Here is a 14,336-nt window from a genome sequence, read left to right on the forward strand (position 1 = left end):
TGTGTGCCTACTTGTGGGGTGTCTCGTGTCGCTAACGGCGACAGGACATCCTTTTTTCTTGTCGTGGTTGCGTCCGAGAGACGGGAAGGAGCGTAATGGCACAGTTTGAGCCAAAGGCAACGATTATGGATGAAGCAGCGATGGATCGCGCCATCACTCGTATCGCCCATGAGGTATTAGAACACAACGAAGGTAGTACGGATTTTGTTCTTGTAGGAATCATCCGCCGAGGTGAGGTGCTTGCTCGCAAGCTTGCCGATGAGATTGAAAAGGTAGATGGTGTGCGTCCACAAATCGGTACGCTAGATATTAGCTTTTACCGTGATGACATTGGCAAGCGCGTAGCACCAGTACTTCAGGGTTCCCATATTCCTTTTGATATTGATGATACTGAAGTCGTGTTAGTAGACGATGTCCTTTATACCGGCCGCACCATCCGTGCTGCTCTTGACGCTTTGATGGATTACGGCAGACCTCGTAGGGTTCAGCTGGCTGTTATGGTTGATCGTGGTCATCGTGAGTTACCTATTCGTGCCGATTATGTTGGTAAAAATGTTCCTTCTTCTCGTGAGGAAGATGTGCGTGTCTATGTTGAGCCTGATGACGATCACTCAGCAGTTGAGATTTGGGACAGTGCGACTCACAAGGCCGCAATTCAGGCAGGAGGTCAGCGCTAATGCTCTCAGTAAAGCATCTGATTGATACTAACGACCTTACGGCAGATGACATCACCCAGATTCTTGATACTGCCAAATCCTTTGACCCCATTGTGAATGCCCGTACTATCAAGAAGGTCCCAGCTTTACGTGGCCGCACGATTGTAAATCTCTTCCTTGAGCCTTCCACGCGTACCCGTAGTTCTTTTGAACTAGCAGAAAAGCGTCTATCGGCTGACTCGCTCAATATGGGTGGTTCTACCAGCTCTGTTGTTAAGGGTGAGAGTCTCTCTGACACCATTCAGACCATTGATGCCATGAATGTTGATATGTTTGTCTGTCGTGCAAAGCTGGCAGGTACTCCCAAAAAGATTATTGAAAATACCGATGCCGTTGTTATTAACGCAGGTGATGGAAAACATCAGCATCCCACGCAGGCGATGCTTGATCTTTACACCATTCGTGAGGAGTTTGGGCATCTTGATGGTCTTAAGGTTGCTATTGTTGGCGACCTCGCTCATAGCCGTGTCTGTGGTTCGTTGGCCCCTGCTCTTAAGACTATGGGTGCCGAAGTTACTCTTGTGGGGCCCCCAACCTTCCAGGTGGGTGATCCCAGCTGGTATGGCTGCAATCAGACGGCAGATCTTGACTCGGTTATTCCCGAGATGGATGTTGTCTATATGCTGCGCGTGCAGCTGGAACGTATGGAAGGCGCTGCAATTCCTTCCAAGCGCGAGTATAACCGCCTTTATGGTTTAGATGCTCGCCGTGCCGCCATGATGAAGCCTGGTGCCATCGTGTGCCATCCAGGTCCTATGAACCGTGGTATGGAAATCAATACTGAGGTTGCTGATAGCTTGCAGTCTAGGATTTTAAAACAGGTCAATGCAGGCGTTCTGACCCGTATGGCTGAGATGTATCTGCTCCTGGGAGGAGAAAACTAATGGCATATTTGATTCGTGGCGCCCGCGTTGTCGACCCACAGCTTGGCCTTGACGATGTGCGCGATGTGCTGATTGAGGGCAATAAAATCAAGGCAGTTGGCAACAATCTTGAGGCCGCAAATGCTGAGGTGGTAGAAGCTGCAGGCAAGGTGCTCATTCCTGGTATGGTGGATATGCACGTACATTTCCGCGATCCAGGTTTTGAGTACAAAGAAACCATTGAGACAGGATCTCGTGCAGCTGCGCATGGTGGCTTTACCGATGTGGCTACCATGCCCAATACGAGCCCTGTTACTGACTCGGGAGCCGAGATTCGCTATCAGATTGACCGCGGTGAAGCAGCAGGTTATGTGCACATTCGTCCTATCGGCGCACTTACCAAAGATCAAAAGGGTGAGGCATTGGCCGAGATTGGTGACATGGTGCTCGAAGGTGCGTGTGCCTTCTCCGATGATGGACATGGTGTGCAATCTGCTGGCATGATGAAGACTTGTATGGGCTATGTTTCTCAGTTTAACCGGGTAGCTATTGCTCACTGTGAGGATGAGAGCCTTTCAAAGAATGGTGTTATCAACGCTGGTCGTGCGGCAACCCGTCTGGGAATGTTTGGCTGGCCAGCATTGGCGGAAGAACATGAAATTTGGCGCGATATTCAGTTAACCCGTTCTACCAACTGTGCCCTACATATCGCTCATATTTCAACGGCTCGTGGCCTTGAAATGGTCAAAGCAGCAAAAGCTGAAGGACTGCCCGTAACCTGTGAGGTTACACCTCACCATCTCTTCCTTTGTGATGATGACATCACCACTGCCTACAACACTAACCTCAAAATGAATCCTCCCTTGCGCTCTGCCAAGGATGCTGAGGCCCTGCGTCAGGGTATTGTCGATGGTTCCATTAACTGTGTAGTAACCGATCATGCTCCTCATGCCGCCCACGAAAAGGACTGTGAGTGGGAGATTGCTTTCTTCGGTACCATCGGTCTTGAAACCTCTCTTCCTCTGATGCTCACCCATATGGTTGAACCTGGCATTATGAGTTGGAGCCGTCTCGTAGAAGTGATGGCTGTATCCCCGCGTGAGATTTTGCGTCTCCCTGCTGTCAAGATTGAGGAAGGTTCGGTTGCCGATCTGACACTCATTGATCCTGAAGCTCAAGTTGAGGTAACTGAGGACTACTTTGAGTCTAAATCTAAAAACTCTGCTTTCTTAGGTAATAAGCTCAAAGGCGCTGCTTGTGATGTGTTCTGTGGCGGTAAACGTACACTCGCAAACGGTGTCGTAGCCTAAAGTTCGCAGAAGAAATAGGGTGAAAATGAGGACAGAGGGTATCAAGCAATATGACTTTAGCGTGGTGTCCAACGCTAAAGTTGCAAAAGACGTGTATTGCATGCAAATTTTGGCACCTGAACTTGCCAAAAAGCTTATGCCAGGTCAGTTCATCAACCTTGCCGTACCTGGCGATCCGTCTCATATTGTGCGCCTACCTCTGTCCTTTGCTTCAACTGACTTGTGCAAGGGTACAGTTGAGCTTATCTATGCAGTAGTAGGTGAAGGCACGTATCGGCTTTCTCACATGAGGATTGGCGCGAGTTCTACTTTGATTGGCCCGTGCGGTAAGGGGTGGAACTTAAGCAATAACCGTCATGCTTTGCTGGTAGCTGGTGGTGTTGGTGCACCTCCCATCGTTGCTGCTGCGCGCGGATTAAAAGAACGGGGCGTGGAGCTTTGCGTTGTTCTTGGTGCGCGCTCAGGAGAGCGTCTTTGGGGTGAGTCGGTGCTTAAAGATATGGGTGCCACAGTCATGGTAACTACAGATGATGGAAGTTACGGTAGGCAAGGCTTTACAACCGAGGTTGTAGCAGAGCTCTTACCAGGTGATTTCGGACAGATTCTCACCTGTGGTCCAAACCTTATGATGGCTGGTGTGGCCGCACTTGCTGAAAAGGCAAAAATAGACTGCCAAGCTTCCTTAGAGCGGATGATGACTTGCGGTTTTGGAGCCTGTCATACCTGTAATGTTGCTATGAGAGCAGGTGGCTATAAATTCTGCTGTACCGATGGCCCTGTCTTTGATGCCAAGGAGGTGGCATGGTGAGCACCCCTTTGATGGCGGTAAACCTTGGTGGTATTCATATGCAAAATCCCGTGAATACCGCTTCGGGTACCTATGGGTTTGGACATGAATTTGAGAGCTTTTACGACGTCGCTCGTCTTGGTGCAATTACTTGTAAGGGCTGTGCAGCGAAGCCTTGGGATGGCAATCCCGCACCTCGTATGTGTGAGGTTAACTCAGGCATTATGAATACGGTAGGACTACAAAATGTAGGTATTCACGCTATGGTGGAGTCTGAAGGTGACTATCTTCAGGGATTAAGTCAGCGTGGCTGTGCCGTAATTTTGCAGGTCGCAGGCCATTCCATTGATGAATATATTGCGGCAGTAGAGCTTTATGAGGAGCTGGCGCCTTGGGCTGCAGGACTTGAGCTTAATATTTCTTGTCCTAATATCGCTGCTGGTGGTGCTGCAATGGGAGCTACTCCTGAGACTGCAGCAAAGCTTATGCAAGCAGTGCGTCCTCGTACCAAGCAACCTCTTATTGTCAAAATGGCACCAAGTCGTGTGTCAGAAATCGCGCGTGCTCTTGAGGATGCGGGTGCAGATGCTCTGAGCCTTATTAATACGATCCCCGCCATGTCCATTGATGTGCATACACGTCGTTCTCGTCTCTCTCGACCTACTGCAGGCTTGAGTGGTCCTGCTATTCATGCTATTGCAGTGCGTATGGTCTGGGAAGCTCACAAGGCATCGAGTCTTCCTCTCTGTGGCATTGGCGGCATTACCAATGGCACAGATGCTGCGGAGTTTATCTTGGCGGGAGCTACGGCAATTTCGGTTGGTACGGCAAATCTGACTGATCCCATGACGGCGGTTCGCGTAGTAGATGAGCTATATGACTGGGCAAAAAATCAGGGTGTTTCGGATATTAATGAATTGATAGGAGCTTTTGAATGCTAAGCCTTCCTTTGTCAGTTGAACAAGCTCGTGATGCAGTGATCATTGCGCTTGACTGCAGTCATGAAGAAGCACTTGAATTGGCTGCGCAGCTCGAAGGTCGTGCTCGCTGGGTCAAAGTGGGTATGACTCTCTACTATGCTTGCGGACCAGCTATTGTCCAGGAGATGCATGAGCGTGGGCTCAAAGTCTTTCTTGATCTCAAACTGCATGATATTCCCTTCCAAATCAGAGGAGCAGCCCGTGCTGCGTCGTTGGTAGGGGCAGATATACTTTCTATCCATGGCCTTGGCGGTGCTGAGATGGTAGGCGAAGCACGCTTGGGCACTGAAGAGGCAGCCGAGATACGCGGTGAGCGCACTAAACTTGTGGCAATTTCAGTACTAACCAGCATGAATCAAGAAGCTTTGGCATCTATTGGTGTGCAGTCTACGGTCAAAGAGGAAGTTTCTCGTCTTGCAACTTTAGCTGTAGGAGCAGGTTCTGATGGCATCGTCTGTTCTCCTCAGGAGGCAGCCGAAATGCGTGAACTATTGGGTCCTGATGCTCTCATTGTGACACCTGGCGTACGTCCTGTAGGCGCTACCATGGGAGATCAAAAGCGTGTCGCTACTCCTGCTGCTGCGATTGCGGCAGGTGCCTCAAAGCTGGTTGTCGGAAGACCTATTACCAAGGCAGAAGATCCCGTTGCTGCCTTTGATGCCATTGTTGCTGAACTGACCGCTAACTAACCGTTGTTATAGAGCTGTTTTTGTCAAAAGAGGAGAAACTCCTATGAATTCCCTTATTCATGCTGCGTCTGCTGCTGAGATTGCTCATGCTCTGCTTTCTATTCGTGCAGTTTTTTTAAAGCCTGATGACCCTTTCACGTGGGCCAGTGGTATCAAGAGTCCAATTTACTGTGATAATCGTCTGACTCTTTCATATCCGGAAGTGCGTACGCTTATTGATGAATCTATCGCTGCTCGTATTGCCGAGCTTTATCCCGAAGCAGAAATGCTCATGGGAACTTCTACTGCAGGAATTGCCCATGCCGCTATTGCTGCTGATCGTTTGGGTAAGCCTATGGGTTATGTTCGCGGCTCTGCAAAAGATCATGGCCGCAAAAATCAAATTGAAGGTCACTTGGAGCCTGGTGAGAAGGTTGTTATAGTTGAGGATCTTATCTCAACGGGAGGTTCTGTACTCGATTGTGTTTTGCCCCTGCGCGAAGCTGGTGCTGAAGTGTTAGGTGTGGTGTCGATATTTACGTACGGCATGCAAAAAGGCTTGGATCGTTTATCGGCAGAACATGTTTGCAATACTAGTTTGTGTGATCTTGATACGCTTGCAAAAGTGGCGGTCGAAGAGGGATATATCAAAGCAGCGGATGAGGCTCGTTTGCTGGCTTTTCGAGATAACCCTGCTGATGAGTCTTGGCGTGCTTAGTTTTTGAAGACTGGTCTTGTCCTTCTTTTATGCTAAAAAAGCGTGTATAAACGTACGTAATGTGACGAAGAGGGCTAAAAAACCGCGTTTTTGCAGCTCATACTTGCATTTAGACAAATTTGTGGCACACTAAATGTCCGTGCAAGTCAGCTGCGTCCATGAGATGTGCGACTGGCGCCCTTTTTTTGAATTGCATTTAGGTACTTTGGATGTTTGGAGGACTTCATGGCACTACCTCAGCTGAGCGATGAGCAGCGTAAGGCAGCACTCGAGAAAGCGGCTGCAGCCCGTCATGCTCGTGCAGAGCTTCGCGATAAGATTAAGAACGGTCAAGTTTCTTTGCAGGAGGTTCTCGATTCTGATGACCCCATTGCTGCACGTATGAAGGTCTCTGCTCTTATCGAGTCTCTGCCTGGTTATGGCAAGGCAAAGGCTACCAAGATTATGGATGAGCTGGGTATTTCTGCCACTCGCCGTGTCAAGGGCTTGGGCGCTCGTCAGCGCGAGCAGCTGCTTGAGGTGCTTTCCAAGTAGTGGAAGTCACACCTCGTCTCTTTGTAATTTCAGGTCCTGCTGGTGTAGGTAAGGGTACTTTAGTTGCGCGTATTCGCGAAATACGCCCTGACCTAGAGCTGACAGTGTCTGCTACAACGAGGCAGCCTCGGCCAGGGGAAATTCCAGGAGTTTCGTATCACTTCCTCAGCGATGATGAGTTTTCTCATTGCGTTGAGGAAGGTTTGTTCCTTGAGTGGGCACAAGTTCATGCTCATCGTTATGGCACGCTTATGAATGAAGCTACCGAGCGCATGAATAGAGGTGCTTCAGTCATCCTTGAGATTGACTGTCAAGGCGGGTTTAATGTCAAAAAAGTGCGGCCTGATGCTGTGCTTATCTTTATTGAGCCGCCTTCCTTTGAGGAACTCGAGCATAGACTTCGTGGTCGTGGTACTGAGGACGAAGCGCAAATCACTCTTCGCCTTGCGAATGCAAAAGCTGAAATAGAGGCTGGCAAAAAGTATGATGTGCGTATAGTCAACGATGACGTTGAACGAGCTGCTCAAGAGCTACTTGACGTCTTTGCAAGGTATGAGAAAGACGGAGGTCTTACCAATGTCCGTGGTTAAGCCTGAGATTGACAACCTGCTCGACAAGTGTGAACGCAATCCTTTTTTGCTCTGTGCTGTTGCTTCCAAGCGCGCTTGTGATATCAACAACATGGTGCGTGGTCAGCATCTTCGCGTGACTGCCATCCAGGATTACGATGACATCACTACTGTCGTTTCTGGTGAGGATCCGGTTTCTATTGCTATGGGCGAGATTGAGGATGGTACGCTTTCTTTTGTTAAGGAAAGCTTTGATGAGCGTCTCGCTGGAGCAAATAAAGAGGCCATGCATCAAAGCATCTAGTCTCTACTCACAGATGTAAGCTGTGGACCCCGACTGTCGTCTTGGCAGTTGGGGTCTGTATTTGTCAATTCGCAGTATGTGCGAAGGGAGTGTGGACATGTCTGAGCGAGTATGTTTGGTCCACTATCACGAGATTGGTCTTAAGGGAAAGAATCGTTCTACTTTTGAGAACCAACTTGTTCGCAATATTAGTCATGCCGTCAAAACGCTCCCCGTGCGTGAGGTTAGACGTATCGCGGGCCACCTCTTGGTCACACTTAAAAATGAATCTGCTGACCAAGAGGTTGCGGCTGCACTGCGTCAAATTCCCGGTATTGCGCGTGTTTCATTGGCATGGTGTTGTTCTCTTGATGAGGATGAATATTGCGAGGCTGCCATACGAGCTTTGTCTGAAGTGGGGGAGTTTGAGACGTTCAAGGTGCATGCACATCGTTCTTCTACTAGCTATGAACGCCATTCTATTGAGATAAATCAGCTGGTAGGAAGCATTCTTTGCGAGCAATTCCCCGAGAAAAAAGTCAAGATGCATCATCCAGATGTACAAGTTAATGTCATCGTTAATCAAGCGCGTGTCTTTGTATATGCACTCTCCGAACGTGCAGTAGGTGGCTTGCCCGTGGGGACTGCGGGCAAAGTTGTCACTCTGCTCTCATCTGGTTTTGATTCTCCTGTGGCTACTTGGGCTGTTGGTCGCCGTGGTGCTATTTGTGTACCTGTGCACTTCTCGGGTCGTCCCATGACTGCCGATACCAGCGAGTGGCTGACGCAGGACGTATGTCGCGCTTTGGCTCCTTCTGGGGTTATTGGTCGTTTGTATGTTGTGCCTTTTGGTGAGAAACAGCGTGAGATTTCGTTGGCTGTTCCGCAGAAGCTGCGTATTATCATGTACCGTCGTGTTATGTTTGCCGTGGCAGAGCGTGTTGCACGTCTTGAGGGTGCAAAGGCGCTGGTAACTGGTGAATCCTTGGGTCAGGTTGCTTCCCAGACGCTCGAGAATATCTCTGTGGTCAATGAAATCGCATCCATTCCTGTATTGCGTCCATTAATTGGCTCTGACAAGCAGGAAATTATGGAGCGCGCGCACCAGATTAATACCTTTGATATTAGCTGCGAGACAGCTCCGGACTGCTGTACGCTCTTTATGCCGCGCAAACCCGAAACTCATGCAAAGCTTGATGAGGTGCATGCCGCTTGGGATTCTTTTGACCACGATCAGATGATTGAAGATTTGATTTCCAATATTGAGTACGTGGACTTTGATCAGTGTCCTAGTTATCATGCGCCTCGCTGCCTGCGTCACAAGCATGGAGAACTTGCTCGTGCTTGGGCAGATAAGGATGATGCGGAAGCAGTAGAGCTAAGCATGGAAGCTTAACTTTCCCTTAGCTTGGTACTATGTTTGGCACATGAATTCTACATAAGATGAGTTTTACGAACAGCCTCGTCAGAAGGACGAGGCTGTTTTTTCTTATACGCAAGCTACGAATAGTAAAATTTCAACTGCAGGTCTATGAGCTGCTGTTTTGCTGATATATGTGCGTTAGAGTGCAGCTGCCAGTCAGTTTGAGACAAGGCTAATCGATAAAGTCGGTATCATGGCCGTGACTCTCCTTCAGGCTTATAAGACGAAGGAGGAAATTCAATGGCTCAAAGACGTCAGCATGCTAGTTTTACTATTTTTGGACGAAGCATCGACCGTAAATCAGCAGTTGTATTGTGTGTTTGCATTGGCCTTATTATCCTACTGAGTGTTGTATATAACGGCATACTCTCTGTGTCAACAGCAGTTCAGCTTGATAAGAAACTTGAAGCACCACAGCAGAACTCTCGTGAAAATCAGTCCAAAAAGAACTCATCACAAATCAAATCGGATGCACCAGCCTCCCCAAAACGTTTCTTGATAGATGTGAGTGGAGCGGTTGCAAAGCCCGGAGTTTACAAGTTGGGCGCAGATGATGCACGTGTGACTGATGCCATTGAGGCTGCAGGAGGACTTTCTGATGATGCAGATAGAGCGCGCATTAATCTGGCCCAGAAATTAAACGATGGAGAAAAGGTTTATGTACCTCGCATAGGAGAAGATCTGGGGATAGACAGCCAGCTCGCCTCAAAGCTGCCAGCAGAGCCTTCATCGGATACTTCACATCGTGGCTTGGTAAATATCAACACAGCCGATGAGACGACTCTACAAACTCTTTCTGGAGTTGGTGAGGCAACGGCAAAAGCCATTATCAAGGAGCGAGAGACGAATGGTGCGTTTGAGAGTCCTGAGGATCTCATGCGTGTCTCGGGTATAGGTGAAAAGAAGTTCGCGAAGCTCAAGGATGATATCTGTGTTTGAGCCTAAGCTTGAGCTCCCACCACGTCCTTCAATTCCTTTTCTTAGTTGGACATTGGTAGGAGTATTGCTTGTCTCTTTCTTGTTTCTACGTTATTTGCCTTTGAAGTTGGATGCACTCCAGTGGAACGTGTTGCTTATAGCAACGGGCGTCTATATCCTGGGCAACTTGCTTGTTATTAGCAAGATGTCGGCTTCTGCCAACAAACATACTATTAAAGCTTTGCTTGTTGGTATTTGTATGGGACTTGTAGCAGTAGAACTTTTTGTTGTGCGGGGTTTTACGGTAGCTTCTGCTTTGGAAAATTCCAATCTTTCTGCTTGGCAGTTTCGTGTTGTGGGGGACTGCAAACAAACTCGTTTTGGCTGGCGCTGCCGAGCTCAGGCCCATTCAAATGAGGGACACAGTGTTGACGTATGGCTAAGTTTGCATGAGCCCGTAAATTACGGTGAACAACTTGTCGTAGTAGGACGCTATAAGCCTTTGACTAATGATAGCTGGGGATATCGCTCAAGGCTGCAGGGTATTTGGGGTGAAGTTTCGGTTCGCTCAATACGCAAGTCAATACATCCTCAAGGCTTATTGGCCATACCTATTATGTTTAGGCGACGGGCACTCTCAAATTTCCGCCCAGAAATAGGAGCAAGTCGAGCAGTACTTGCTGGTGCTGTGTGTGGTTACCGATCTAGTCTAGATGCACAAGGGCTAAATGAGCTTTTTTCTGCTTGTGGCGTAGCGCATTTGATGGCGGTATCAGGTGGGCATATTGCTATCATTTCTAATCTACTTCTACAGCTAGCCAAGCTCTTACAACTCAAACCAGGTAGTCGCGCTGTTTTGAGTCTTTGTATTTCTGCTCTTTTTGTCTTGAGTTGTGGCGCCCCTCCTAGCGCAATACGTTCTTGGATAATGTCAGCAGTTGCTGCGCTTTCTTGGTGTGTGGGTCGACGTAAGCACACCCTTTCAGCTGTGAGTTTTGTTGCGCTTCTTATGGCAATTTGCAATCCTGGACTTGTGGGACAGCTTGGCTTTCAGCTTTCGGTGCTTGCAGTAGTGGGGCTTTGTCTGTTTTCTGTATATGCCAACTATGCACTGAAAACTCTTTTTGCTTTTCCAAAACGAAATCGCCTACCAAGAAGGCTCCAACGCGCGCTTAATGAAGCACGTTCAAGTTGTGCTGCAAGTCTCGTTTGCCAAACAGTTACCGTACCGCTGACACTGCCGCTCTTTTCTCTTATATCATTTGTTGCTCCACTGGCAAATAGTATGGTTATGCTGCCCTTTACAGCTCTTGTTGTTTGTGGAGCTTTAGCTGCTAGTACTGTGGATATTCCCTTGGTGAACAAAATGTTTCTTACCATCTGTGACGTCTGTGCAAATTTTGTACTTACTATTTTGCGTCTACTTGCATCATTTCCTCTCGCATGCATAACGGTGGAGTTGGGAAATAATGTGGGTGAACTGCTCTTTTTACTAATGATTTTTGCTTTGCTAGTTGCCCTTTATCGTCTGTGGCCGCCCATACAAAAGAAAATCTGTATCAAGCTGTTTTTGGTAGTTGTACTTGCCTTTTTTGGTTTCTTTGTACGATGGCGTTATTTTGCTCCCGCGCGAATGGTGGTACTTGATGTCGGCCAGGGTGATGCCATCTTGGTTCAAGAGGGGGCACAAGCCGTGCTGATTGATACGGGACCTCCAGATACGCTTAACATTGCCCTTGCACGTCAAAAAGTATTTCATTTGGATGCGGTTATTTTGACGCATCAACACACAGATCATGTAGGTGGAGTAGCTGATCTTGCGTACAAAGTTCCTTGCGAACAGATATATTTTGCCGAAGGTGTCACATCCGAACTTTCTCCTGAGCTGGAGTCTGCATGCACGGCATTGGTGGGGACCCAACTCAAAGAGCTGTCCTATGGGGATACATTGCATGTGGGGCAATTTGTCTTAAGGATGATTTGGCCTCAAATGCCCGTAAGTGGACTTGAAAATAAAGATTCAATACAGTTGGATTTGCTTTATCAAGATAACAAGCGGGAATTTCGAGCTCTGCTTACGGGAGATGCAGAAAAAGAGGAACTAGCAGAACTCCTCGCAACGGGCGATATTGGCGATATTGACGTTTTGAAGCTAGGACATCATGGTTCAAAAATTTCTTTAACTGCAGAGCAGGCGCAAGAACTTTTGCCTGAGCTTTGTCTTGCCAGCGCGGGTGAGGGAAATAAGTATGGGCATCCAGCAGGCGAATGTATTGAGATAGTCAGAGGCGTTGGATCACGTTTTCTATGTACGATTGATTGTGGTGACATCTGTGTAAGTCCTGCCGAAGGGGGACCTGCCATCGTATGTCAAAAGAGTTTTGCAGACTAAAGGTATTATCTAAGTCATAAAACATGCGAGGGGAGAGTAGATGCCAGCAACAAAAAACAGTGCAATGCTTGTGGCTTATGCGGCAATTGGTAGTGATGAGCGCAAAAAAAAGTCCGTTGTGGATAGGCTCAAAAAGCATTTAGCTGCAGGTATGGAAGCTTTCAATTTGGATGAAATAAACGCTACGTCTGAACTTGATGCAGCTACCCTATTGGGTTCGCTCAATACTCTCCCTTTTGGGGCAGATAGGCGTTTTGTTATCGTGAACGCCGCTGATCGTCTAGATAAGACGGTCAAAGATATGTTGGTGGATTATCTTTCAAATCCCAATGGTGTATGTACGCTTTGCTTACTTTTTGACTCGTTGCCAAAGAATACCCGTCTCTACAAGGCCATAGCTTCTATCGGGCCTAAAGCAATTATTGACTGTGTACCAAAAAGGAACCGTGCGCTTGTTGCGGAAGTAAATAAGTTTGCACAGGCACGAGGAATGTATATTGATGGTCCCGCGGTTGACGAGCTTATTAAGCGCTCAGGAGAGTCTGGAAAACTGCTAGAAAATCAAGTTTCCCAGCTTTGTACGCTTTGTCGTACACAAGGACATATTAGCTACAACGATGTCGTCAACAACATTTCGCAAACCGCAGAAATTAAACCTTGGGATTTTCTTGATCCTGTCTGCGAACGCAATGCGGTTAAGGCGCTAACCCAATATCATCTGATGGCAAAACCCTCACAAATCGCCCTTCTCGCAATGTTAGTTGGTCGTTTGCGTGAGTTGATTTGTACTCAAAGTTTGATGGCGCGAGGCCAAGAATACGCACTAGCTTCTACGTTAGGTAAGCGAGATTTTCAGATAGATAAGTACAAACGTTGGGTAAGAAATTTTGCTCCCGGTGAACTCAGTCGGTTTGTGAGAGCTTGTGCTGACTGCGACCGAGCTCTCAAATCAGGTGCTGATCCTGACATAAGCTTTACCCAGCTTATTTTGCAAATCTGCGGTGCTGTTCAGTAGTACGCCTTTGCTTTGCTGCATCCCGTAGCAAGAAACTGCAAACGGTTCAAAACCGTCGTTTGAAATTGCAAATGCGCAGGATTGAATTTGAGAATCAAAGAATTATGAACCCTCTTCGAAAAGAGAGGTCTGTCGATGGGATGCCTGCTGAAGAGAGAGACCTGCTTGAAGAGATGCCTGCCGAAGAGAGACCTGCTTCAGCGAGAGTTGAAAGAAAAAAAGACTCCGCAGCTTTTTACTACGGAGTCCGCAAATGCAATGTAGTTGCAAAAACTTTAGGCTACAAAAACCTTAGGCCATCTTGTTGACCATGTTCTGAACGCCAGACTTGCGCTCAGCGGCTTGATTTTTGTGAATGATGCCCTTTGCTGCAGCCTTGTCAAACTTACGACCAGCAGCGTTTGCAGCGAGCTGTGCTGCATCTTTGTCGCCAGCCTCAACAGCAGCGACGACCTTTTTTACATAGGTCTTGAGCTCAGAGCGTACTGCCTTGTTACGCTGACGAGCCTTCTCAGCGGTGAGAATACGCTTCTTCTGCGACTTGATGTTTGCCACGTGCTTTTCCTTTCAACCAATCATCAATGAGGCCTCTACGCTGAGACAAGCGACGTCTGGAAGCGTGGGGGCACAACCAGACGGGAGGTCAACCTGTGAAGTATAACACTCAGAGGGCTAACTGAGGTATTATCTTTCCCATGAATACTACAGACACATCACACATCCGTAATTTCAGCATCGTGGCTCATATCGACCACGGTAAATCGACGATCTCTGATCGCATTCTTGAGCTTACACATACCGTTGAACAGAGAGATTTGACCTCTCAGATGCTTGACAGTATGGACATTGAGCAAGAGCGTGGCATCACAATCAAGTCGAATGCCGTGCGCGTGCTCTATGATGCTGACGATGGCGAAACCTACACCTTCAATCTTATTGATACTCCAGGGCATGTTGACTTTACCTATGAGGTCAGTCGTAGTCTTGCTGCCTGTGAGGGAGCAGTACTGGTGGTAGATGCTACCCAAGGCGTGGAGGCACAGACGGTTTCCAATGCCAATCTTGCGATGAATGCCAATCTTGATATTGTGCCTGCCATCAACAAGATTGATTTGCCCTCTGCACATCCCGAGGAAGTAAAAGCCGAAATAGAGGATGCT

At 47.9% G+C, this 14,336-nt stretch carries 17 protein-coding genes; 16 read left to right on the forward strand and 1 reads right to left on the reverse strand.

Annotated elements, in window-relative coordinates:
• The first annotated feature begins 95 nt into the window (after positions 1-95).
• The 15 genes from pyrR to ACO5JD_RS01165 all read left to right on the forward strand — a co-directional run bounded on the left by pyrR (position 96) and on the right by ACO5JD_RS01165 (position 13,484).
• Positions 96-677, forward strand: coding sequence for a bifunctional pyr operon transcriptional regulator/uracil phosphoribosyltransferase PyrR (pyrR, locus tag ACO5JD_RS01095; protein ID WP_484987055.1), 582 nt, complete (start codon positions 96-98; stop codon positions 675-677).
• Positions 677-1,600, forward strand: coding sequence for an aspartate carbamoyltransferase catalytic subunit (locus ACO5JD_RS01100; RefSeq protein WP_021626121.1), 924 nt, complete (start codon positions 677-679; stop codon positions 1,598-1,600). The genes pyrR and ACO5JD_RS01100 overlap by 1 nt, the downstream gene beginning before the upstream one ends.
• Positions 1,600-2,889: a dihydroorotase gene (locus tag ACO5JD_RS01105; protein WP_484987057.1), complete on the forward strand. Its 1,290-nt coding sequence runs from the start codon at positions 1,600-1,602 to the stop codon at positions 2,887-2,889. Before ACO5JD_RS01100 ends, ACO5JD_RS01105 begins: the two co-directional genes overlap by 1 nt.
• Before the next feature lie 25 nt (positions 2,890-2,914).
• Positions 2,915-3,697 carry a dihydroorotate dehydrogenase electron transfer subunit gene (locus ACO5JD_RS01110; RefSeq protein WP_484987059.1) on the forward strand — a complete coding sequence of 261 codons (783 nt, stop codon included), beginning with the start codon at positions 2,915-2,917 and terminating at the stop codon, positions 3,695-3,697.
• A complete protein-coding gene (locus tag ACO5JD_RS01115; protein WP_484987061.1) occupies positions 3,691-4,617 on the forward strand; it encodes a dihydroorotate dehydrogenase in 927 nt (308 codons plus the stop codon). Before ACO5JD_RS01110 ends, ACO5JD_RS01115 begins: the two co-directional genes overlap by 7 nt.
• Positions 4,611-5,345: an orotidine-5'-phosphate decarboxylase gene (pyrF, locus tag ACO5JD_RS01120; RefSeq protein WP_484987063.1), complete on the forward strand. Its 735-nt coding sequence runs from the start codon at positions 4,611-4,613 to the stop codon at positions 5,343-5,345. The genes ACO5JD_RS01115 and pyrF overlap by 7 nt, the downstream gene beginning before the upstream one ends.
• 43 nt (positions 5,346-5,388) lie before the next feature.
• A complete protein-coding gene (pyrE, locus tag ACO5JD_RS01125) occupies positions 5,389-6,042 on the forward strand; it encodes an orotate phosphoribosyltransferase (RefSeq protein ID WP_484987065.1) in 654 nt (217 codons plus the stop codon).
• A gap of 225 nt (positions 6,043-6,267) precedes the next feature.
• Complete coding sequence (mihF, locus tag ACO5JD_RS01130) at positions 6,268-6,576, forward strand: integration host factor, actinobacterial type (RefSeq protein ID WP_021626127.1); 309 nt, start codon at positions 6,268-6,270, stop codon at positions 6,574-6,576.
• The gene (gene gmk, locus ACO5JD_RS01135; protein ID WP_484987067.1) at positions 6,576-7,166 is read left to right on the forward strand and encodes a guanylate kinase; all 591 of its coding nucleotides are present in this window, start codon (positions 6,576-6,578) and stop codon (positions 7,164-7,166) included. The genes mihF and gmk overlap by 1 nt, the downstream gene beginning before the upstream one ends.
• Positions 7,153-7,449, forward strand: a complete 297-nt coding sequence (locus ACO5JD_RS01140; RefSeq protein WP_021626129.1) for a DNA-directed RNA polymerase subunit omega — start codon at positions 7,153-7,155, stop codon at positions 7,447-7,449. Before gmk ends, ACO5JD_RS01140 begins: the two co-directional genes overlap by 14 nt.
• Positions 7,450-7,546: 97 nt before the next feature.
• Positions 7,547-8,824, forward strand: coding sequence for a tRNA uracil 4-sulfurtransferase ThiI (thiI, locus tag ACO5JD_RS01145; RefSeq protein ID WP_484987069.1), 1,278 nt, complete (start codon positions 7,547-7,549; stop codon positions 8,822-8,824).
• Positions 8,825-9,091: 267 nt separating this feature from the next.
• A complete protein-coding gene (locus ACO5JD_RS01150) occupies positions 9,092-9,790 on the forward strand; it encodes a helix-hairpin-helix domain-containing protein (protein ID WP_484987071.1) in 699 nt (232 codons plus the stop codon).
• A complete protein-coding gene (locus ACO5JD_RS01155) occupies positions 9,783-12,161 on the forward strand; it encodes a ComEC/Rec2 family competence protein (RefSeq protein WP_484987073.1) in 2,379 nt (792 codons plus the stop codon). Before ACO5JD_RS01150 ends, ACO5JD_RS01155 begins: the two co-directional genes overlap by 8 nt.
• Positions 12,162-12,201: 40 nt before the next feature.
• The gene (gene holA, locus ACO5JD_RS01160) at positions 12,202-13,176 is read left to right on the forward strand and encodes a DNA polymerase III subunit delta (protein WP_021626133.1); all 975 of its coding nucleotides are present in this window, start codon (positions 12,202-12,204) and stop codon (positions 13,174-13,176) included.
• Between the two features lie 71 nt (positions 13,177-13,247).
• Positions 13,248-13,484, forward strand: coding sequence for a hypothetical protein (locus ACO5JD_RS01165; RefSeq protein WP_021626134.1), 237 nt, complete (start codon positions 13,248-13,250; stop codon positions 13,482-13,484).
• On the opposite strand, the gene rpsT is transcribed toward ACO5JD_RS01165, so the two are convergent.
• Positions 13,468-13,731, reverse strand: coding sequence for a 30S ribosomal protein S20 (rpsT, locus tag ACO5JD_RS01170; RefSeq protein ID WP_021626135.1), 264 nt, complete (start codon positions 13,729-13,731; stop codon positions 13,468-13,470). The two genes, ACO5JD_RS01165 and rpsT, sit on opposite strands and share 17 nt — an antisense overlap.
• A 140-nt stretch (positions 13,732-13,871) precedes the next feature.
• On the opposite strand from rpsT, the gene ACO5JD_RS01175 reads away from it, so the two are divergent.
• Positions 13,872-14,336, forward strand: a 465-nt coding sequence (locus ACO5JD_RS01175) for a GTP-binding protein (protein ID WP_484987075.1), incomplete at its 3' end; no start/stop codon positions are given.

This window comes from Olegusella sp., assembly GCF_057238325.1.